Below are 20,332 nucleotides of genomic sequence, written 5' to 3'. Positions count from 1 at the left end.
TCTACTCCGCCCGGATCGCCATCGTCGGATCCACCCGGGCAGCCCGCCATGCCGGAATCGCGCCAGACCCTATCGTCATCAGCGCGGCCAGCCCCACCGCGGCCAGCATCGTGGGTCCGTCGCCCGGTTCCACCCCCGACAGCAGCGACCGCAGCAGCAGGCCCGCGCCATAGGCCAGCGACACGCCGAACACAACGCCAACGGCGGCCAGTTCGGCGCCTTGCCTCAGGATCATCCGGCCGATATCACTGGACCGCGCCCCCAACGCCATGCGGACGCCAATTTCCTGCATCCTGCTCGAGACGTTGAAAGCCAGCAGTCCGTGGATACCGATCGCCGCGAGCAGGAACGAAACCAGCGCAAATGCCCCCAGTACCCGCAATTGGACGGCGCGTGACGATGTCTGCGTCTCCACCACCTCGGTCAAGGTCTGCACGTCCGAGACCGACTGTTCCGGATTCACCTCACGGATGATGCGCCGCAGCGTGTTCGCCAGCGCCTCCGTCGGCAGGGTCGAGCGCACCACCAGGTCTTTGGGCGCATACCAGGTGGACACCTGGTCATGCTGGTAGTACGAGAGGTAAACCTGCGGTTCGCTCTCCTGCTCCAGCCCGCGCACCCGCACATCCCCCACCACGCCGACGATCTCCCTGTCGTGGTTTCCGAACTGGAAGTGCCGGCCGATCGGATTCTCACCCGCGAAATAGCGGCGCACGAACGAGGCGCTCACCACCGCCACGAAGGGCCTGTCGAAGCGGTCCTGCTCCGAAACATCCCGGCCCAGGCGCAGCGGAATCTGCATGGCCGAGAAGAAGCCCGGTGTGACAAACCGCAGGCTGGCGTTCAACCGGTTGGCTCCGTCCTGCAGGCGCCCGGCAATCTCCACGGGCCAGACTCCGCCACGCAGCACAATCGGCAGGAAGCTGGTATACGCCGCCCCGGTCACGCCGGGCGTCTGCCGCACCGCACCCAGAACCCGCGTGTAGAACTCCTCCCGTGCCGCCCGGCTTCGATACCTCGGCATCGGCAGCGCGGTACGCAGAGTGAGCACGTTCTCCGCACGAAAGCCCGGATCCGTTGCCTGCACGCGCCAGAGAGCCCGCATCAGCAGGCCGGACGAAACCAGCAGCACAATGGACCCCGCCACCTCCACCACCACCAGGGTGGACCGCAGTCGCTCCTTGCGGCCTCCTACGCCGGACCGGCTTCCTTCGCGCAGATCGTTCGAGTCTTCGCGCCGGCTCAGCCGCAGCGCCGGCGCAAGGCCGAACGCAAGGCCGGTGAGCAGCGTCAGCAGGGCGGCAACGCCCAGCACCCGTAGATCGACACTCGGCACTTCCGCGATCGGCAGCGAATTGGGCACCAGCCGCGACAGCAGCGGCAGGGCCGTGATTCCGAACAATACACCCAAGCCGCCGCCCGCCAGTGAAAGCAGCAAGCTCTCAGTCAGCATCTGCCGTACCAGCCGTTCGCGGCCCGCGCCCATGGCCGTCCGTACCGCTAGTTCCTTCCGGCGGCCCATCGACCGTGCGATCAGCAGATTGGCGAGGTTGGTGCACGCCACCAGCAGCACGCAGAAAGCTGCGCCCAGCAGCGTCCGCAACATCATCACGGAACGGTCGGACACCTGGTCCCGCATCGGCAGCACCTTCGCGCCGATGTTCGCCAACTGTTTTGGATACTCACGCGCCAACTGTCCACTGATGCCCGACAGCTCCACCTGCGCCTGCCGCACGCTGACACTGGGCCTGAGCTTGGCCAATCCGTAAACATAGGTATTCTCCCGGTCTTGGAAGTCTTCCGGCTCAAAGCGCATTGCGGTCCAGAACAGCGCGTCGCGGGCTGGCAGATAGAAGCCGCGCGGCATGACTCCGATCACCGTGTATGGTGCTCCGTCCAGCGAGACCTTCCGCCCGATCACGCCGGCGTCACCGCCGAACTGCCCTTGCCAGAGCGCATGGCTCAGCACCACCGTACCCAACGCGCCAGTAGTGTCGTCGCTCTGCTGGAAGAACCGCCCCATCAGGGGCTGCACGCCGAGCAGGGGGAACACCTCCCACGTCACCGAAGCGCCTTCCAACCGGATAGGCTCGCCTTGTCCCACCAGGTCCACCGCCTGCGCCCGGTAGGCGCCCATGCTCTCGAAGGACTTGCTCGCTTGCTTCCAGTCACGATAGTTGGCCGGAGCAATGTCCCAGAAGTTGCCGTTGATGGTGTGGTTCTCCCACAGCTTCACCAGTCGGTCCTGGTCGGGGAAGGGCAGCGGCCGCAGCAGCACATGATCCATCAGGGTGAATGCAGCCGTCGTGGCGCCGATCCCGAGCGCCGACACCAGCACCGCTGTCAGGGTGAAGCCCGGCGCCCGCCGCAGCGTCCGGGCCGCATAGCGCAGGTCCTGCCGCGCAATATCCCAATGCGTGCCCGCCGCGCTCATCAGTACGTCGGGGATTGTCTCCAGCCACAATGCCGCTACCCCCAGCAGCGAGCCTGCGTCTCGACGACGCGCCGCAAACACGGCACGCATCTCCGCCCCATACTCGAGCCGGAAGGACTTCGGGTACAGCCGCAGCAATGCACTGTACAGCCGCATCACGCCCTCCCGGGAGCCAGGCCGCTGGCCTTTGCCAAACGCACCAGGTTCGTCAGCCGCCGGGTCTCGGCCTTGGCCGTCTCCCGTCCGAATTCAGTGATCCGGTAGTAGCGCCGGCGCTCGTCATCCTGGTCCGGAGCAGGCCGTTCATTGGTCTCTTCCAGCAGGCCCTGTTCCAGCATCCTCTGAATCGACCGATACAACGTACCCGGGCTCAGCTTCAGGGACCCGTCCGTGCGGGCCGCCACATCCTGAATAATGGCGTACCCGTGACGGTCTTCCCCCGCCACCGCCATCAGGATGTGGAAGGTCGCTTCCGGCAAGGGGAGCAGGGAATTCGGGTCACTGTCTTGGCTGCGCAGCATCGTCTCCAGTATATCCACACTGGATATATGTGCAATGGATATATGTGTAACGAATATAGAGCGCCGGGCCGCTCCAGCGGATCGTCTACTGTCCCTGGCCTACTGAGTAGCCAGCCTTTCCTTCGTAGTTATAGAGGAACTCAGTCTTGTGAATGTCGGCGCCGGCATCCACGGCCCGGCCCATCGCGTCCATCACCTGCTTCAGCGTAATCACGGGATTGTCCGTCGAGCTCAGGAAGCGGCAGCGCCAACTGTCGCACACAATCGTGTGCGGTAGCGGATCCGGGTAGACCTTCATGCCGCGATTGGAGATCATCACCAGTTTCAGCCCATCTGGGGCGACGGCCTCCATCAGCTTTCCGATGATGTTTGGATCGGCCGGCACGTGGTGTACAAAGAGATCGACGCCCACCAGTTCCCGGCGGCCCGGCGGAGCCGCTTCCGTCCGCGGTTGCTCCGTCAGGCTCGGCGCCGTATTGTAGTGCACTGGCTTCAGCCGTTGCGGCGGCAGCCCCAGCCGCGCGGTGACGGCGTGGGCAAACTCTTGCGTGCCGGCCTTCTCCTGGCTGATGCCGTCCTTGAAAATATCGTAGGTGTGGATCCCGTCCTCTATCGTCCGCAGCCAGGCGTTGTGGACCCGTTCAGCCACATCGGCCTGACCAATGTGCACGAGCATCATTACCGACCCCAGCAGAAGCCCCGACGGGTTCCCCAGATTCTGGCCCGCCCGCCGCGGAGCCGGGCCGTGGATCGCCTCAAACATCGCGTACTTTGCGCCAATGTTGGCCGAGCCCGCCAATCCAGCCGAGCCCGCGATCTGCGCCGCCACATCCGAGAGAATGTCGCCGTAGAGGTTCGGCATCACAATCACGTCGAACACCTCCGGGGTGTCCGCCAGTTTCGCCGCGCCGATGTCGACGATCAAGTGCTCTCTCTCGAGCTCCGGATACTCCGGTCCGATCTCGTCGAAGACCCTGTGGAACAGGCCGTCGGTCAGCCTCATGATGTTGTCCTTCGTGAAGCATGAGACCTTCTTCCTGCCGTTGCGCCGTGCGTACTCAAACGCATAGCGGACAATGCGCTGGCAGCCGCTGCGCGTAATGATCTTCAGGCACTGCGCCTGGTCGGGCGTGTGCTGGTATTCGATGCCCGCGTAGAGGTCTTCCTCATTCTCACGGACAATCACGACGTCCATGCCGGGGTGTTTGGTGCGTACGTACGGGTCGTAAGCGACGCATGGCCGGACATTCGCATACAGCCCCAGCAGTTTCCTTGTCGTGACGTTCAGGCTCTTGAACCCGCCGCCTTGTGGGGTGTTGATGGGCGCCTTCAGGAAGACCTTCGTCCGCATGAGGCGGTCGAGCGAGCTCTGCTCGATACCGGCGGAATTGCCGCGCCGGTAGACCTTCTCACCAATCTCGATCTCCTCGATCTCCAGCCCGGCGCCGCCCTCCTTCAGGATGTGGAGCGTGGCCTCCATGATCTCCGGGCCGATGCCGTCGCCTTTTGCGACCGTGATTGGCGTGTTTGCAAACATGGCAGGATCCCCCACTCCTCCGAAACTCTCCGCCGGCTGTGAGCCTGCGGACGCTCGCGGAATAGTCGCGGCGCCGGCTTGCCGCCGTCTCTTCGATCTGGCGGGATCTACCGGCGGTTCACTTAATCGATGCTGTCGCGCCCGACGTAGAGTTCCCCGATCTCGCCGCGCAGATTTTCGATCACCTTGCCGCGCCGCAGCTTCATCGTCGGGGTCAGCTCGCCGGCCTCCAGGGAGAACTCCCTCTCCAGGATCTTGAACTTCCTGATCTGCTCGAACGGGGCCAGTTGGCGGTTCACGCGCTGCACGATGCGCTTCACTTCGCTCTGCACGGCTTCCGACTGGGAAACCTCGCTCAGCAGCGAGCCGGACTTCACCCCGTCCAGATGCTCCGCGGCCTGCTGGTTGATGGTGATCACGGCCGTGACGTACGGCAGGCGGTCGCCCACCAGCAGCACCTGGTTCACCAGCGGCTCCAGCTTGAACAGGCCCTCGATGCGCGCCGGGTAGATCTTCTTGCCGTTCGAGGCGACGATCAACTCTTTCTTGCGGCCGGTGATCGAGATGTAGCCGTCAGCATCGAGCTCCCCAATGTCGCCGGTATGCAGCCAGCCATCGCGCAGCACCGCCGCTGTGGCGTCCGGATCCTTGTAGTAGCCCGAGAATACCATCGGGCCGCGGATCAGCAATTCACCGTCCGAGGCGAAGCGGATCTCCGCCGTCGGCAGTACTTTCCCAATCGAACCCGCGCGCGGCCGGTCGATGGGATTCAGTGCCACCACGCCGCCCTCGGTCAACCCGTAGCCCTCAATCAGCGGTAAGCCGATAGAGGCGTAAAACTCCGCCAGGTCCTTCCCCAACGGAGCCGAACCGCTGGCCGCGATGCGCATGGCGCCGCCCAGCCGCGTGCGGATCTTGGAGAACACCACCTTGTCGAAGAACTTTAGGGAGGACGACACCCAAGGCGCCGGAGTCCGCCCGTCGCGACGTGCCCTGGCGGCCTCCGAGCCCACGCCCAGGCCCAGGTAAAACAGCTTCCGGATCACGGCCGGCTTCTTCCGGATCTCGGTCGTGATGCTGGCGTACATGCGTTCCCACACACGCGGCGGCGCGACGAAGAACGTCGGCCGGATGGCGCGCAACTCGCCGGGCATCTTCGTGAGTCCCTCGCTGAAGTAAACCGGGACTCCCATGCGGATCATCAACTGCTGCATCACCATCCGCTGCGTGATGTGCGCGGACGGCAGAAACGCCAGGGTCCGGTCGTCGTCGTTCACCGGCAGCACCGGTGGTCCGCATTCGCAGTTCGACACGATGGAAAGGTGCGTCACCAGGCCCATCTTGGGCTCGCCCGTCGCGCCGGAAGTCAGGTAGAGGATCGCGTAATCGCGCGGCTGCACCGCGTCGATCAACCGCTCCAGCAGGCCAACGTCCGCCTGCATCGCTTCGCGCCCCTTGGCTCGAAGCTGGTCGAAAGTAATGGCGCCCTCGCCTTCGCCATCCATCAGGACTCGCGGCACCTGCAGGTCGCTCAAGCCGGCGGAGTCCAGCGCCCGCATGGTCTTGGCGTTCTCGATGAAGATCAGCCGCGCATCGCAGCCCTTCAGCGTCTTCACCTGCTCAGCGGGCGGCAGGCTCGTGTAAACGGCGGCCGAGATGCTGCCGTTCGTCATCACGCCCGTGTCGGCCAGATAGAATTCGGCCCGCGTCTCGGATGCCAGGCCGACGATGTCGCCGTGGCGAATGCCCAGCGAATGCAGTCCGGCCGCGATCTCTTCCGCAATGCGCGTGTATTCGACCCAGCTGTAGGTCCGGTACTTCCCCTGCCCCACGGGTTGGTGCAGCGCGGGCTGCTCGCCCCACGTGGCCTCAGCCATCTTCAGCATCCGGTAGACCGTGCGAAGCTCAACCGGGAGCGACGGCGCCATCTTTCCCATTCGACGCGGTTCCTTCCTTCTTTCCCAAAAACGCCTGGAACACCGGACACACTACTATATTCGTTACGGCGGCGGGATCTCCAGACCTACAGCTTAGAATATTGTCCATGGGCTTTGAAAGAGAACTGGCCGTGGCCCGGCAACTGGCTTCTGAAGCCGGAAGCCTCGCGCTGCGGTTCCAGAGCGATGGCTTTGAGGTCGAGGACAAGCCGGACGACTCCCCGGTGACGGCGGCCGACAAGGCCTGCGAGAAGCTTTTCGCTTCCACGCTGGAGTCGGAATTCCCGGCCGATGGCCTGCTGGGCGAAGAGGGGGCCAACAAGACGGGTACCAGCGGGCGGCGCTGGATCATCGATCCCATCGACGGGACGCGCGACTTCGTTCGCGGCAACCGCCTGTGGTCCAACCTGTTGGGCCTGGAGGTCGATGGGGTCATTGAGGTGGGTGTCGCGACCTTTCCAGCCTTGGATGAACAGTATTACGCGGTGCGCGGCGGCGGAGCCTTCCGGTCCGCCAAAGGCGAGGTCACCCGGCTGAAGGCATCTTCCATCGACACGGTGGAGCGGGCCGTCGCCTGCGTCCTCCAATTCAACAACGTGGCCATCCGGCCCCACTCGGACCGCCTGCTCCCGTTTATGTCCAGGTTCTGGGCCGTACGGAGCCTCGGCGGCGCCTGGGACTCGATGTTCGTCGCCTCCGGCCACGCCGAGTTCTGGCTGGAACCCAGCGCCAAGCCGTGGGACCTGGCCGCGATCTCGGTCATCTGCAAGGAAGCCGGCTGCCGCTACTACGACTACAAAGGCAACGACACGATTTACGGCGGCAACGCCGTCGTGGTCACGCCCGCGCTCGAGCCGGAAGTCCGGACGTTCCTCGGCCTAAGTGGTCAAACGGTCGCCTGAAACGGGCTTCAGTGCCCACGACTCGATACTGTCCGGGCTGCCTCGCATGCTCAAGCCCTGGTTCCCGCCGTACACCCGGCCGGTCACCCAGATCTTGCTGTTGACGAAGACCTCCACAACGGAACCGTCCAGGAAGATGCGCAGGTCCACAGGCCCGGCCGGCACAGGCGCTTCCGTACGGCCCACGCTCAGCGTGTGGCTCTCGGGATCGAATCCCAGAACCTCATGTCCGCCGCGCAGCAGGCCGAAGGGCTTCAGCCCCTTGAGTTTCACGTGAATCTCGCAGCAGTCGTCGTGGGCGGCTTCGCGCAGCCGTTTGCCGCGCAGTTTTTCGTACTCCACCGCGGGCTTCAGCAGCAGTCCGCCCTGCTTGTCCAGCGAGGGCACGACCGCGAGCGACATGGAGCCCGACCAACCCGCCTTGAGCTGGTCCGCCTTGCTGCGCTGCTCCCGCAGCCACGCCCAGATGATGCGGCGCTTACCCGAAGCATCACAGCTTTTGGGGGCATAACCTGCGCCATGTACGAGGACGCCGTTCGATTCTGGCGTAAAGACGCGGTCTTTCCGTGTGCCCAGCCAATACAGCACCTTGCCCTGGGTCGAGACGTAGAGCAGCCACTTGTTGCCGACCGGGAAGAAGTCCGGGCACTCCCACATCTCTCCGCTGGCGACGGGGTCCGCCGGACCGGGGAGCTTCTCGCCAGTGAGCAACGGCTTCAGATAGGTCCAGTGGATCAGGTCAGGAGACTTGTAGAGCAGCACGGTGCCGCCCTTGCCGCGGAAACCGGCGCCGATCAGCAGCAGCCATTCTTCGCCGTCCCGCCACACGTGCGGGTCGCGGAAGCCGGGCGTGTCGATGCCCGGCGGCGGCGCGGCGATGATGGGATTACCGGGATGCTTCGTCCAGGCTTTCAGGTCCTCTGACCGTGCCAGGCATTGCACCTCCGGGTTCACTCCGGTGTATACGATGACGGGCTTGCCGTTCTCCACCACCATGCAGCCGGTGAAGCAGCCGTCCTTGTCGGGGCCGCCGGGCGTGGGCGCCAGCGCGATGGGCAGATGCTTCCAATGCAGCATGTCCGGGCTGGTGGCGTGGCCCCAATGCATGGTGTCCCATTGCGCCGCTTTCGGATTGTACTGGTAGAACATGTGGTACTCGCCCTGGAACCAGACGGGTGCATTGGGGTCATTCATCCAGTTGGAAGGGGGGAGAAAATGGTACTGCGGCCGGTCCGGATCGTTGGCCAGATCCGTGGCCGCAAACAGTGTGGTGGAAAGCGAGCCTAGAAACGTACGGCGAGTCCAGCCCTGCGACATGCACGGATTCTATCGCAGCGGCATCCGGCGTATCATGAGCCAATGTCGAAACTCTGGAAAATCCTGCTTGGGCTCGTCGTTCTGGTGGTCTTATTGGTGGGGGCGTGTGCGCTTGTTGCGCGGTCGATGATCTCAGGCTCAGGCAAGCAGAAAGTGCTGGCGATGCTCAGCGATTCCTTGGGCGTAGCCGTGACGGTTGGCGACATTGACGTGAAGATTGGCAGCATTCTGAAGCTGGAGCCGGCGCTGCAACTGGACCAGATTCGCCTGGCAAACCCGTCCGGGTTCAGCGGCAAGCCGATGGTGGAAGCCGAGGCAATCGACGCGATCGTGTCGGTGTCTTCCCTGTTCTCCAATTCGCCTCGCATCATTGCCCTGGCCATCACGAAACCCGTGTTGCTGGTGGAGAAGAACACAGCGGGCAAGACCAATCTCGAAGTATTCATGGATCGCCTGCAGGCCAAGCCGGCGGCGGCATCGGACAAAGGCGGCGCACCTGCCGCAAACTCCTCGTTGTCGATCGAAGACCTGCGCATTGAAGGCGGCGCGGTGAAACTGGCCGGGGAAGCGTTGGGCTCGTGGCGGCGCATCGATCTGCGGCTGGGCGGGTTCGGCTCGGGGCGTCCACTCACGGCCAAGGCCTCCGCGCACCTGATGGAGACCACGAAATCGCTGCTGGAGTTCCAGGGCACGCTTGGGCCGTTCGCCGAGGGCTCCACGCCCATCGACGGTAAGCTCGACGTTTCATTCGCGCCCGGTGAACTCCCGAAGGCCTTTCTGCTGAAGGAATTCGGGGCGTTCCTGGCCGCTCCTGGCGAGAAAGCGTTGTTGAAGGTGGCGGTGGCGTTGAAGGGCGATCTGGCGCGTACGGCCTCTGGAGCCACCCAGGTGTCGCTGGCCGACTTCCTGATTGGACGGGACGAGCAGCACCGCCTGCCATTGACCGGCAACGTGGCGGGCCAGTTGACGCTGAAGCACGCGCTGTCTGGACCTGCGATTCAGATCGAGATCCCGAAATCGGCCTTCGGCCTGGCCGCCGGACAACTGGCCGCGAGCATGAGCTTCGCCTCCGATGCCGGGCAGGAGCGCGCCTCGCTGGCCGGCTCGTTGAAAGGCCTCGATATTCAACAACTTCTGGGCGCCTTTCTGGACAATGATCCGGGCATCCAGGGGGCGCTGCACATCCCCAGGTTTGAGCTGCGCACAGCGGGTCGCGATGCGCAGCAGATGCGCAGTGCACTGTCGGGGTCCGGGTCGATTGAAGTGGCCAACGGTAAGCTCAAACAGATGGATTTGCTGGGCTCGATCACCGGAGCAATGGGGAAGGCCGGCCTCATGCAGGCTACGGGCTCCACCGATTTCGCCGCCCTGAAGACTAATTTTGCCATCCAGGATCAGACGCTCACCCTGTCCGATGCGGTGATGGACGGCGGCGGCCTGCGCACAACCGGAGCAGGCCGTGTGGGCTTCGATACCTCGCTGAACCTGAAGCTGCAGGCCCAGGTGAGCGGCCGGATCGCCGAACTGCTGGGGGCGCGGCCGCGCGGCGACCAACCGGCACAGTCGATCATCCCTGTAGATGTAGCCGGCACGACAGCCAGCCCGAGAGTGACACCCAGCGTGAAGGGGCTTGCGGCCGAAGCCACCAAAAACTATGTAGGTGGATTTCTCGACAAGCTGCTGACCAACAAGGCCAACAAGAAATGACTTTTCGGGCTGAGGCTTCCCCACAAGAAGCTCCGAAATTGTTATAAACAGAAAGGTGGCCCTGTGTCGCGCCGGTCGCGTCATGCCGCTGCTGGCTCTAAGTGGTTGGTATCAATGATCTTTGCTATGGAGAGTGGGATGGGCGGCCGTGCTCGGCAGGCGGTGGAACCGCAGCCGTGGACGCTTTTCAGGGTCCGAAATGCCTGAAACCCGAAACGAGCCTCTTGCATCCACTTTCTAGTAGAAATAAGATAAACGTGTATTTTCATCTAGCTCTCTAGAGGTAGCTCATGATCTATTCCCGTTCGGCTGAGTACGCAATCCGCGCTTTTGTCCACTTGGCTGCTGTCCCGGAGGGCAAGTATGCCATGGTGAAGCAGATCGCTGAGGAAGCAGACATCCCGTCCCACTTCCTGGCCAAGATCTTGCAGCAACTTGCGCGCAAGGGATTCCTCCGCTCCAGCAAAGGACCCACGGGTGGATTCTGCTTACGGCTGCCAGCCGCTGAACTGTCCATCCTGAATATTGTCGATGCCGTTGACGGCTTGGCCGACTTTGAACGCTGCCCGGCTGGCATGGCCGAATGCAACGATCAGGCGCCGTGCGGAATGCACGATAGCTGGAAGGCCTTGCGGAATCGTATCATGGAGTATCTGGAGCGGACTACGATCCTTGAGCTTGCCAAGGGCTTCGAGCAAAAGCGGAAGAACCTGGAGAAGCTCACGAAGAAAGCGAAACGCTCCACGACGAAGAAGGCCTAGCGGCCTCCGGACGGCTTCGAGACCGTACCCGGAGGTCTCCTGAGCCGCTGCAAGGAGGCATAATGCCGATTCGCAATGGGGAGATTCCGACCCCGCACGATATGTTGGTCCCGATGGTGGTCGAGCAGACCTCCCGAGGGGAGCGCGCCTTTGACATCTATTCGCGGCTGTTGAAGGAGAACATTATCTTCCTCGGCACGCCGATCGACGACCAGGTGGCCAACCTGATCATCGCCCAGATGTTGTTTCTGGCGTCGGAAGATCCGGAGAAGGACATCTCCCTGTACATCAACTCCCCCGGTGGTTCAATCACGGCCGGCATGGCGATTCTCGATACGATGAACCTGATCGAGCCGGATATCGTGACTTACTGCGTGGGACAGGCCGCCTCAATGGGCGCTGTTCTCCTCGCCTGCGGCGCCAAGGGCAAGCGCTACACGTTGCCGCATTCCCGGATCCTGATCCACCAGCCGTCGATGAGCGGGCTGGCTGGTCAGGCCACTGATATCGACATCTACGCCCGCGAGATCCTGCGCATGCGCGAGATTCTCAACGGGGTTCTGGCTGATGCCACGGGCCAGACAGTGGAAAAGATCGCTCGCGACGTCGATCGCGACTACATCATGGAAGCCGAAGCCGCCGTCGAATACGGCATTGTCGACAAGATCATCGCCAAGCGCGCCAAGTAAACGTCCGCCTCTCATTGATCCCGGGGCGCCTTCCAACGGGCCCCGGGAATAATCTCCTCCCCCTTCCGGATTCACCTGCCTGGAGGGATCCCTCTGTCTACCCAGCCCATTCTCCGTGCCCCGTCCCCGCAATCTCATGCCTTGGCTTCGACCTTCGAGCCCAGGAGCCTCAGCGTCTCCGATCTTGAGATCGACAACGGCGACCTCGCCGAGCGCACCGCCCCGCTGACCAGCCTGGTCCTCCAGGTGAGCGGGCCCGTGGTCGTCGAAATCGGCCTCGCGGGCCGGTTTCGCACTTGCCCCATTGCGTCTGGAGACTTCTGTGTCGCCCCCGCCGGCGCCAGCGTTCCGGCCGCCCGCTGGCGCGGTTCGCGCCGCTTCGCGCTCACTGAACTCTCGCCCCGCCTGATCCAGTCCGTAGCCGATTCCCTGAATCTCCACTCTTTCGAACTGCGCCCCGAGCAGGCGATCCGCGATCCCCGCATCGGCCACCTGCTCTTCGCCATACGGGAGGAGGTCCTCTCCGGATATACCTCCGGCCGGGCATACCTGGACAGTATTGCCTGGGCGCTGGTCACCCGGCTCCTCCAGGGGCATGCCATCGCCAGCTTGCCCAAGCCCCATCGCGGCGGGCTCTCCCGCGTCCTGTTCCGGCGGGTGACCGAGTTCATGGAGGAAAACCTCCAGGAAGACCTTGGCCTGGCCCGGCTCGCCGCCATCACCGGGCTGAGCGAGGATCACTTTGCCCGCGCTTTCCGGGAGACCTCCGGAGTGCCACCCCATCGGTATCTGTTGCAGCGCCGCCTTGCCCGCGCCCGGGACCTGTTGGCAACCACAGCCCAGCCCATCGTTGAGATCGCCCAGGCCCTCGGCTTCGCTGACCAGAGCCACTTGACCAACCTGCTCCGGCGCCATACCGGACTCACCCCGGGTCAGGTCCGGGCCCAGTCGGCGCAAGTTGAGGCCAATCCCGGAATCCTGCAATGACACCGGGATTCTGCAATCAGCAAGACCCCCTCTCCACGTAATCTCGACCTAGAAGCAACCGCGCCACACCAGTCGCCTGCGACCGGCAACCGGAGAACCTGCCCGGCCTGGGCAGAGTGTGACTGTACCCGCAAACGCTGATCCGAGAAAGGTATCGATCATGTTCCACATCAACTTCCGGGCCGCCCTGCGTGCCCTCGTTTTTGCCGCCCTGCCGGCGGCCGTTATGGCCCAGCCCAGTCCCGGGGTCTTTGGGCCCGGGCCGGGCTGCAATGTCTTCCCGGCCTCGGCCTCCGTCGGCGCCACCGTTGGTCTCTCCTACTTTGGGCCGCCGCCCTCCTCCACCAATCCCAGCCTGGTTGGGCCGGTTCAGTTGGTGAAGTCCGGCCAGATCGACGAGAAGGCCGGCACCATCACCATGCCCCTGTACCGGGGCACCCTGAACGGCAGCAACAAGGCGGTGTGGTTCATCCTCACCGACGTGAACGACCCGGAACTGGCCTCGCTGCTGGGGTTGAACTACTCCGCCAAGCTGAACTTCGCCGCCAACGGAGCCCGCAATGCCTGGTTCGACGCCCAGAACAACGTGGTCTTCGATCGCGGGGCTGTGGACTTCACGCCGGTTCGCAAGGTGGTGGCCGGATCGTCTGCCGCGCCCTTTCCTCCGTCTGTTGCGGAGCCCGGGTCGGTCGGCGACGACGACTACAGCCCGCTGATCAAGCTCGGCAGTGTGGTCTATAACGCTCCGGTAGTGGCCTTCGGCGTGGAAGCCGCGGACATCAACTTCCCCTCGGGCAATGTCGACTACACGAAGGTGCACGACGAGGTGGTGGCGATCGACACGACGGAGATGACGGTCACCATCCAACTGGTCAACGGCTTCTCGTTCGGCCGCCCGCTGTGGTACATGTCCACGGAAGCCAGCCTGTCCAACGTGGCGGCCATCGAGGGAGCGACCTACGCGCCCCGGCTCCAGAAGCTGGTCACGGGCCGCGACGACAGCTTCAGTAGCCCGGTGGAGCGGTTGTTTATCGCGGTCAACGGGCCTTCCGAGGATGGCTGCGCGAATCCCATGCGTCAGGGTCTCTACGCCGCGCTCACCGATGGCTACCGGCCGAATAACGTCTTTGGCGGCATCCCCACCATCGCGCCCGACTACAGCCCGCTGTGGAACGGGAATCTGTATGAGTGGACCCAGACCGCCGTCGCCCGCGGCTATCGCGGCCAGCTGCGGGAAGAGTTCCAGATCCTGACTTATGTGCAGGACGGGATCCTGACCGGCCCGGGCGGCTCCAAGTTCGGAGACAGCCAGTTCATCGTGAACTGCCCGCCGGTGCAGCGGTTGAACTAGTGACAGGGAAAGGGGTGGGCGCCTCGTCAGCTCCCGCGCACCTTCACATAGCGTTCGTAGGCCCGGTCCCACGCGGGGTCGGGCTTGCCTTCGTAGGTCTCCAGTTCAAAGGAGTTGCGGACCACCTCGCGCAGTTGCTTCAGGTCCTTCACCTCTCCGGCGCCTATGGCCTGGACGAGGATGTTGCCGGCCGCGGTCGCTTCGGTCGGGCCGGCGATGACGGTGCGGCCGGTGGCCGAGGCGACGAACTGGTTCAGGAGGGCGTTCTTCGAGCCGCCGCCGACGATGTGGATGACCTCGATGCGATGGCCGACCAGTGATTCGAGGCTCTCCAGAACCTGCCGGTAGCGGAAGGCCAAGCTTTCGAGGCAGACGCGGACAAAGCCGCCGAGGCCCTCGGGCACGTTCTGGCCAGTCTTGCTGCAGTAGGCCGCGATACGCTCCGGCATGTGGCCCGGCTCCAGGAACTGGTCCGGATCCAGGACGGCGGCGAACGGCGCGGCCTCGGCGGCCAGCCTGGTGAGCTCGGTATAGCTGTACTCCTGGCCTTCCAGCAGCCAGGCGCGGCGGCACTCCTGGACCAGCCAGAGGCCGGCGATGTTCTTGAGCAGGCGGGTCTTGCCCTCGACGCCGATCTCGTTCGTAAGGGTCAATTCCAGGGCCCTGGGGGTGACGATGGGCTCGTCGATCTCGACGCCCATCAGGGACCAGGTGCCGGAGCTGATGTAGCACCAGGGCCGGTCGCCGATGGCGGGGACCGCAGCCACCGCTGCCGCCGTGTCATGACCCGCGGTAGCGAAGACCGGGGTCTCGCCCAGGCCGCAGGTGTCCTGGAGGTCGTCCAACAGGCTGCCCAGGCGTGTGCCGGGCGGTACGATGTCACCCAGGATATGGGTGGGCAAGCCGAGGGTCTCGAGCAGTTCCGTGGACCAGCGGCGCAGCGTGGGGTTGTAGAACTGCGAGGTGCTGGCGATGGTCAGCTCATTCTTCTTTGAACCGCAGAGCCAGTAGCTGAGCAGGTCCGGCATGAAGAGCAGCTTCTCGGCGGCGCGCAGGCCGGGGGAGCCGGCGAGCTTGGCGGCGTAGAGCTGGTAGAGCGAGTTCAGCGCCATGAACTGCAGGCCGGTCTGCTCGAAGATGTTCTCCTTGCCGGCGGCGGCCAGGGCGGCGTCGTAGGCGGCGTTGTTGCGCGGGTCGCGGTAGTGGCGGGGATTGACCACCAGCTCACCGTTGGCGTCGAGCAGGCCGTAGTCGACGCCCCATGTGTCGACGGCAATGCCGTCCAGCTTCAGGTTGCGTTCCCGGCCGGCTTTGCGCAGCCCTTCGCGGATGTCGCGAAAGAGGCGGAAGGCGTCCCAGTACAGGCCGTTGGGCAGGCGGACGGGCTCATTCAGGAAGCGGTGCAATTCTTCCAGTTGCAGGCGGCCACCGGCGAGCGTGCCCAGCATGGCGCGACCGCTCTCGGCGCCCAGGTCGATTGCGACGTAGTGGCTCATAGCGTGAAGTCGTAGATCAGTTTGCCGACACCGTCGGAGTACTCATGCAGCATCTCGAACCCTTGCTGCGCCTGCGCCAGAGGGAGCACGTGGGTGATGAGGCTGGTGGGGATGCGGCCCCCGGCCAGCAGGGCTCCGGCGGCGCGGCCCTTGTGATTGGAGCGCTTCATCACCTGGATGTTCAGCTCCTTTGACATGGCGGTGTGGAGGTCGACGTCGAACTGCATGGGCACGGGGATGCCGATGAGGACGAAGCGGCCGCCATCGCGCGCGCATTGGATGCCGAGGTTGATGGTGCGCGGGTCGCCGGCGGCATCAAAGACGATGTCGACGCCGCGGCCGTGGGTCTTCTGCATGACGGCGTCGCGGAAGTCGTCCTCGTTCAGGTTGAGCGCGATGTCGGCGCCCATGGCCTTGGCGAGTTCGAGCCGGTGGGGGACGCGGTCGCAGGCCAGCACCATCTCGGCGCCCGCCTGCTTGGCCATGGCGATGCCCAGCAGTCCGATGGAGCCCGCACCCATGACGGCCACCGTGTCGCCCAGACGGACGGGCGCCAGTTCGTAGGTATGGACCCAGACCGCCACCGGCTCCATCAGTGTGGCCTCGTGCCAGGAGAGTGAGTCGGGGATGGGGTCGGCGTTATGCGCCGGGACGACTACGAAGTCGCGGAGGCAGCCCTGTGCTTCGGGCCCACCCATGAATTTCGAGCTCTTGCACAGGTTGTGCCGGCCGGCGATGCAGAATTCGCAATGGCCGCAAGTGATGGAGGGTTCCAGGCTGACGCGGTCGCCGACCTTGTAGCCGTGGACCCCGGCGCCCACCTCGACCACTTCGCCGACGGGCTCGTGGCCCAGCACCTGGGGGTACCTTGCCTGGCCCGCGTGGATGCGGCCCTCGGCCCACCAATGGAGGTCGGAGCCGCATAGACCAACGGCCCGCATTTTGACGAGAAGTTCGCCAGAACGCGGGCCGTCGGGGAGGGGCGCTTCGATGAGTTCGAGACGCTTCGGGGCGACAAGAGGAACGCTTCGCATGAAGCGACCAGAATATCTCAGTCGACAGCTTTAGCGGTAAGGACCAGGATGAAGGCGTTGCCGGAGCGATCGACCTTTGATTTGCCGACGACCACCTTTTGTCCTTCGCGGATGTCGAGGTCCGTGCTGAAGCCGACCTCGGTGTAGTTCCAATTCGGGGTGACGATGGGGGCGCCCTGGCCTGACTGGAAGGACTGGGTCCCAGCGGAGACATAGGGGATTCGGAGTCCAAACCGGAAGCCATCAATGCGGAGGACATTGCCTTTGGGCCCCGTCTGGGCGGTGGTCGCCTTGAGCTTCATCTGATAGGTCCAGGGGGCTGAGGGGAGATTGGGGTCGACCATGCCGGCATTGCCGCTGGAATCCGAAGTCTGACCTTCGCGGACGCGGAGAACGGCGGTGTCCATGAGCCGGTAGTCGCTGTAGCCGAAGACGGCCTTCAGTTGCTTGACGACGCCATCGAGTTCGGCGGGTACCGCGTCGCCGACGGTGCCTGTCTTGCCGGCCAGGACCATGTAGGCGACGACCTCGATATTGCGGGGCGCCCCGGTGGGGCTCTCGCCGCGCGGCACGTCGAAGCGTTTGATCAACTCCTCAGCGGCCTGGAGGTCGTTGGCTTCGTACGAGCCCACGCTGATTGCCTTTAGCGCCCCGTTATCAATGACGCGCGTGTCGCGGTCGCGCATGACACCCTGCACCAGCCGGGCGAGGGCCTGGGCGTCGGCATTCCTGATATCAAAGACCTTTTGCTGCCACTTGCGTTCCTGCGCCGCGACCAGTCCGGCGAGGATCAGGGTCAATGCCAATAACCGCACCATTAACTTCTTCATCGCTCTGCTCCTTTAGAATTCATCGCCCACAGGATCACCACATCCGGGTCGTCCGTTATGAGCTTCACAAATTGCGTGTCTCCGGGTGCCGCAGGCACGGGCTGTGCGCCGGCGGCGGGTTTGAGTTGGGTTTTTGACGCCTTGGCCATCACGGCGGGCGCGTCCACCGGCGGCCGCGAGTTCAGCCTCGGTGCCGCCGGAGCCTTGGCCAGCAGGGGCGGCGGGGCGACCGGCTTTGTGTCGAAGGGGACCACCGCCAGCAGCACCAACGCCGCGGCTGCCACGGGGGCCAGTGCCCACACCCACCGACTGCGCCGCGCCGATTTCGAGACTTCCGCCAGGACCCGCGCCCGTACGGCCGCGGTTGCGCCGAGCGGCAATTCTGCGTCTTTCAGATCCCGCAACGCGAAGTCCAGGTCGTCGTCTGACCAGCTCATCGCGCCCTCCTTTCCACAAAGGCCTTCAGCTTGCTTTTGGCTGTCGAGACCTGGCTGCGTACCGTCACTTCCGAGGTGCCCAGAATCGCGGCCACTTCCGCTGTATCCAAGCCCTCGATGTCGCGCAGGATGATGGCCGCCCGTTCCCGCTCGGCGAGGATGCTGAGCCCCTCGGCCATCAGGCGACGCCGTTCGGCCTGTTCCATATCGGTTTGCTGGGCGGCCGGCACCGGCGGTTCCCAGTTGATGGGCTCCATCGGCTTGCGGCCGCGCAACTGGTCGAAACAGGCGTTCATGGTAGTCCGGTAGAGCCAACTCGTCAGACCCCGTTCCTCGTCTATCTGGTGGAAGTGTTTGTAGAGCCGCAGGAACACCTCCTGGGAGAGGTCCTGGGCATCTTCCAGACGGCCGAGCATGCGCAGCGCCACGCGCAGCACCATGCGCTCGTGCCGGAGCATGATCTGCTCGAAGGCAGCAGTCCGGTCCGCGCGTTGCCAGGCCATCGAAAGCTGAAGTCCTTCCAAATCCACTCGCCTGTTATACGCGGGCAGCCGCCGAAACGTTGAGAAGAAAAATCGAGGGTCTGGCTGCGCGGTGGTGGCTGGAAAAGAGAGGGGCTCATGCGGCCGGCGTCTCATCGAAGGGCTCGGGGTGGGTTCGAGGTTGGGGTATTTGGGTTCGTTCCAAAGGTTAAGTTGTTGTAAATAAATATGATATTTGGATCGTTCGAGTTTTTTTACGCTCCTCCGGCAAGCGATGGCGGTGATGAGTTCGGGAGCGTAATCCTGGAGCGAGACGTTGAGGGCATCAGTGCGGAGCATAGAGGCCCGGCCGATCTCCCCGTCGAGGGAGGTTTCGGGGGAGTTGAACGGGAGGCGGTCCTGGAAGAAGCGGTGGGTATGGTCCAGGACGGCAGCGTGGTCTTCGTTCTGGAGGAGGACGGAGCGAGCCTCGACTTCGGGCGTGACGGGGCCACGAGCGTGCGCGCCGTTCCTTCGAGCCTGTTTCGAGCCTGCCAGTTCTTCCATAAGTCACCTTGGCCGGGATTGTAATGCGCAGTTCCAAGAATTGGACGTAGAGGGAGGTGGGCGGGGGAGGTAAGCGACGGCAGCCCAGAGGGTTAGGTGGTTTTCGATTTATTTCGAAAGGGTGTGACCGGGTTTGTGCGGGGGTGCGATTTGGGGTAGAACTGGAGCGAGGCGGGCTGGACGGAACCACAAGCCTGTCTCGTTTGCGGAGTTGATCGAGGAGCCGGGGGCGTTCCGGCCGATCGCACCAGCCGTCTTCAATGCCGCTACTTGTGTGGCGGTCTCACGCCACCCCGAGAAAGTACTGGTTTCCCTCCACCAGGCGACTGATCGTTCTTTGCTGCTTTCCTGCAAGCGGCTCGAAGCAGCTGGAGGAATTTCGTTGGCGGAGTTTCGATCGGCCGGACGGGCGTGTTGAGTGCGGGACGAATTGCGCATTCGGTAAACGTCGCGAGCCGCAGCACGGCTACGGCTTGGCGTCGAGAAAGTCGTTCACCATGGGGACGATGATGGGCATGCGCTGCATCAGTGTCACATGGGTGGTGTCGGGCAGGATGGCCAATCGCGATGCGGAACGCGGTCCCATGTCGCCGTGGACTTCGCCACCCTTCAGGCGAAACATCTCCGCGACGTGCGCGAGCCGGACGCCATCAGCGTCCCCGTGGACGAAAAACATGGGCGCCGTGGTGGCCTTCAGCTTGTCGGCTCCGAAGTCGTACCCTTTCGAGGCCGCGGCCAGGACGTGCTGGATGAACTTCGGAAAGTCGTCAGGAGTCGGACTCAGCTTCTTGTACTCGGTTTCAATGGGTGAGCCTTTGAAATCGTCCGCTGTGAGTTTCGGGATGGATTCGTACGCTCCGGCGACCATGCCGTCACTGCGGAACGTGGACGAAAGGATGACCGCCTTTCGCACTTTGTCCGGATGGCGGATCGCACACTGCATCGCCACGCCTCCACCCATGCTGTAGCCGATCAGGTCCGCTCGAGGGATCTTGAGATGCGAGAGCAGGGCGGCCACATCGTCGGCGAGGTTTTCGTCGGTGATATCTCGTGCGATATCCGCCGTCCGGCCGTGACCCTGCATTTCGACGGCAATCACTTTCCGCGTCTTGGAGAGCTCGCTGATCCACCCGTCCCAGTTGTTGGTGATGGTCATGAATGCGCCGTGAAGCAACACCACCGGTTCGCCGCTGCCGTGGACTTCGTAGTACATCTTGAGTCCATTCACTGGCGCGTAGCCCGTCGTTGGCTTCCGCTGCGCCTGCAGGTTCGTCGTAGCGAGCGTCATTAACAGGAGAGCTGTCTTCCGTACTGCTGAACGCCGCCCGCTCTGCCTTCGGCCGGAAGCGATTGTGGGATGGACT

17 protein-coding genes are annotated in these 20,332 nt (G+C 63.9%); 6 read left to right on the top strand and 11 right to left on the bottom strand.

What is annotated here, in order from left to right; genetic code table 11:
- Position 1: 1 nt before the first annotated feature.
- The 4 genes from IRI77_RS17965 to IRI77_RS17950 all read right to left on the bottom strand — a co-directional run bounded on the left by IRI77_RS17965 (position 2) and on the right by IRI77_RS17950 (position 6,429).
- Complete coding sequence (locus IRI77_RS17965) at positions 2–2,590, bottom strand: ABC transporter permease (protein ID WP_194453405.1); 2,589 nt, start codon at positions 2,588–2,590, stop codon at positions 2–4.
- Positions 2,590–2,955 (bottom strand): PadR family transcriptional regulator, encoded by a 366-nt coding sequence (locus IRI77_RS17960; RefSeq protein WP_194453404.1) that lies wholly within the window; start codon positions 2,953–2,955, stop codon positions 2,590–2,592. The genes IRI77_RS17965 and IRI77_RS17960 overlap by 1 nt, the downstream gene beginning before the upstream one ends.
- Before the next feature lie 85 nt (positions 2,956–3,040).
- Positions 3,041–4,492 carry an NADP-dependent isocitrate dehydrogenase gene (locus IRI77_RS17955; protein WP_194453403.1) on the bottom strand — a complete coding sequence of 484 codons (1,452 nt, stop codon included), beginning with the start codon at positions 4,490–4,492 and terminating at the stop codon, positions 3,041–3,043.
- Positions 4,493–4,614: 122 nt separating this feature from the next.
- Positions 4,615–6,429, bottom strand: coding sequence for an AMP-dependent synthetase/ligase (locus IRI77_RS17950; protein ID WP_228486798.1), 1,815 nt, complete (start codon positions 6,427–6,429; stop codon positions 4,615–4,617).
- Positions 6,430–6,536: 107 nt separating this feature from the next.
- Between IRI77_RS17950 and IRI77_RS17945 the strand changes: the two genes are divergently transcribed.
- Positions 6,537–7,331, top strand: a complete 795-nt coding sequence (locus tag IRI77_RS17945; RefSeq protein ID WP_194453402.1) for an inositol monophosphatase family protein — start codon at positions 6,537–6,539, stop codon at positions 7,329–7,331.
- Here the strand turns inward: IRI77_RS17945 and IRI77_RS17940 are convergent.
- Positions 7,308–8,648 carry a glycoside hydrolase family 32 protein gene (locus tag IRI77_RS17940; RefSeq protein ID WP_194453401.1) on the bottom strand — a complete coding sequence of 447 codons (1,341 nt, stop codon included), beginning with the start codon at positions 8,646–8,648 and terminating at the stop codon, positions 7,308–7,310. The two genes, IRI77_RS17945 and IRI77_RS17940, sit on opposite strands and share 24 nt — an antisense overlap.
- A 42-nt stretch (positions 8,649–8,690) precedes the next feature.
- Here IRI77_RS17940 and IRI77_RS17935 point away from each other — a divergent pair, with 42 nt between their 5' ends.
- The 5 genes from IRI77_RS17935 (at position 8,691) to IRI77_RS17915 (ending at position 14,143) form a co-directional block, all read left to right on the top strand.
- Positions 8,691–10,355: an AsmA family protein gene (locus IRI77_RS17935; RefSeq protein ID WP_194453400.1), complete on the top strand. Its 1,665-nt coding sequence runs from the start codon at positions 8,691–8,693 to the stop codon at positions 10,353–10,355.
- Positions 10,356–10,645: 290 nt separating this feature from the next.
- Positions 10,646–11,116, top strand: coding sequence for an RrF2 family transcriptional regulator (locus IRI77_RS17930; RefSeq protein ID WP_194453399.1), 471 nt, complete (start codon positions 10,646–10,648; stop codon positions 11,114–11,116).
- Between the two features lie 62 nt (positions 11,117–11,178).
- Positions 11,179–11,805 (top strand): ATP-dependent Clp endopeptidase proteolytic subunit ClpP, encoded by a 627-nt coding sequence (clpP, locus tag IRI77_RS17925; RefSeq protein WP_407674095.1) that lies wholly within the window; start codon positions 11,179–11,181, stop codon positions 11,803–11,805.
- A gap of 141 nt (positions 11,806–11,946) precedes the next feature.
- Entirely contained in the window at positions 11,947–12,792 is an 846-nt protein-coding gene (locus IRI77_RS17920; protein ID WP_194453398.1) for a helix-turn-helix domain-containing protein, read from the top strand.
- A gap of 160 nt (positions 12,793–12,952) precedes the next feature.
- Positions 12,953–14,143, top strand: a complete 1,191-nt coding sequence (locus IRI77_RS17915; protein WP_194453397.1) for a DUF7482 domain-containing protein — start codon at positions 12,953–12,955, stop codon at positions 14,141–14,143.
- Between the two features lie 26 nt (positions 14,144–14,169).
- On the opposite strand, the gene IRI77_RS17910 is transcribed toward IRI77_RS17915, so the two are convergent.
- The 6 genes from IRI77_RS17910 to IRI77_RS17885 form a co-directional block, all read right to left on the bottom strand.
- The gene (locus IRI77_RS17910) at positions 14,170–15,639 is read right to left on the bottom strand and encodes a rhamnulokinase (RefSeq protein ID WP_194453396.1); all 1,470 of its coding nucleotides are present in this window, start codon (positions 15,637–15,639) and stop codon (positions 14,170–14,172) included.
- Positions 15,636–16,673 carry a zinc-dependent alcohol dehydrogenase gene (locus IRI77_RS17905; RefSeq protein ID WP_194453395.1) on the bottom strand — a complete coding sequence of 346 codons (1,038 nt, stop codon included), beginning with the start codon at positions 16,671–16,673 and terminating at the stop codon, positions 15,636–15,638. Before IRI77_RS17905 ends, IRI77_RS17910 begins: the two co-directional genes overlap by 4 nt.
- A gap of 17 nt (positions 16,674–16,690) precedes the next feature.
- Positions 16,691–17,503, bottom strand: coding sequence for a hypothetical protein (locus IRI77_RS17900; protein WP_194453394.1), 813 nt, complete (start codon positions 17,501–17,503; stop codon positions 16,691–16,693).
- On the bottom strand, positions 17,500–17,940 hold the full coding sequence (locus IRI77_RS17895; RefSeq protein ID WP_194453393.1) for a hypothetical protein: 441 nt from the start codon (positions 17,938–17,940) through the stop codon (positions 17,500–17,502). Before IRI77_RS17895 ends, IRI77_RS17900 begins: the two co-directional genes overlap by 4 nt.
- Complete coding sequence (locus IRI77_RS38085; RefSeq protein ID WP_228486797.1) at positions 17,937–18,968, bottom strand: RNA polymerase sigma factor; 1,032 nt, start codon at positions 18,966–18,968, stop codon at positions 17,937–17,939. Before IRI77_RS38085 ends, IRI77_RS17895 begins: the two co-directional genes overlap by 4 nt.
- 466 nt (positions 18,969–19,434) lie before the next feature.
- Positions 19,435–20,256 (bottom strand): alpha/beta fold hydrolase, encoded by an 822-nt coding sequence (locus IRI77_RS17885; RefSeq protein WP_194453392.1) that lies wholly within the window; start codon positions 20,254–20,256, stop codon positions 19,435–19,437.
- Positions 20,257–20,332 lie beyond the last annotated feature (76 nt).

Source organism: Paludibaculum fermentans (genome assembly GCF_015277775.1).
In the GTDB taxonomy this organism is placed as follows: Bacteria; Acidobacteriota; Terriglobia; order Bryobacterales; family Bryobacteraceae; genus Paludibaculum; species Paludibaculum fermentans.
Note: the sequence above shows the minus strand (reverse complement) of the source record. Positions and strands in the feature narration are given on the sequence as shown.

Coding starts and splice junctions, on each gene's coding strand:
- IRI77_RS17895 (WP_194453393.1), bottom strand. CDS start 17,940: ATGAGCTGGTCAGACGACGACCTGGACTTCGCGTTGCGGGATCTGAAA.
- IRI77_RS17955 (WP_194453403.1), bottom strand. CDS start 4,492: ATGTTTGCAAACACGCCAATCACGGTCGCAAAAGGCGACGGCATCGGC.
- IRI77_RS17915 (WP_194453397.1), top strand. CDS start 12,953: ATGTTCCACATCAACTTCCGGGCCGCCCTGCGTGCCCTCGTTTTTGCC.
- IRI77_RS17935 (WP_194453400.1), top strand. CDS start 8,691: ATGTCGAAACTCTGGAAAATCCTGCTTGGGCTCGTCGTTCTGGTGGTC.
- IRI77_RS17930 (WP_194453399.1), top strand. CDS start 10,646: ATGATCTATTCCCGTTCGGCTGAGTACGCAATCCGCGCTTTTGTCCAC.
- IRI77_RS17900 (WP_194453394.1), bottom strand. CDS start 17,503: ATGAAGAAGTTAATGGTGCGGTTATTGGCATTGACCCTGATCCTCGCC.
- IRI77_RS17940 (WP_194453401.1), bottom strand. CDS start 8,648: ATGTCGCAGGGCTGGACTCGCCGTACGTTTCTAGGCTCGCTTTCCACC.
- IRI77_RS17905 (WP_194453395.1), bottom strand. CDS start 16,673: ATGCGAAGCGTTCCTCTTGTCGCCCCGAAGCGTCTCGAACTCATCGAA.
- IRI77_RS17885 (WP_194453392.1), bottom strand. CDS start 20,256: ATGACGCTCGCTACGACGAACCTGCAGGCGCAGCGGAAGCCAACGACG.
- IRI77_RS17960 (WP_194453404.1), bottom strand. CDS start 2,955: ATGCTGCGCAGCCAAGACAGTGACCCGAATTCCCTGCTCCCCTTGCCG.
- IRI77_RS17945 (WP_194453402.1), top strand. CDS start 6,537: ATGGGCTTTGAAAGAGAACTGGCCGTGGCCCGGCAACTGGCTTCTGAA.
- IRI77_RS38085 (WP_228486797.1), bottom strand. CDS start 18,968: ATGGAAGAACTGGCAGGCTCGAAACAGGCTCGAAGGAACGGCGCGCAC.
- IRI77_RS17910 (WP_194453396.1), bottom strand. CDS start 15,639: ATGAGCCACTACGTCGCAATCGACCTGGGCGCCGAGAGCGGTCGCGCC.
- IRI77_RS17950 (WP_228486798.1), bottom strand. CDS start 6,429: ATGGGAAAGATGGCGCCGTCGCTCCCGGTTGAGCTTCGCACGGTCTAC.
- clpP (WP_407674095.1), top strand. CDS start 11,179: ATGCCGATTCGCAATGGGGAGATTCCGACCCCGCACGATATGTTGGTC.
- IRI77_RS17965 (WP_194453405.1), bottom strand. CDS start 2,590: ATGCGGCTGTACAGTGCATTGCTGCGGCTGTACCCGAAGTCCTTCCGG.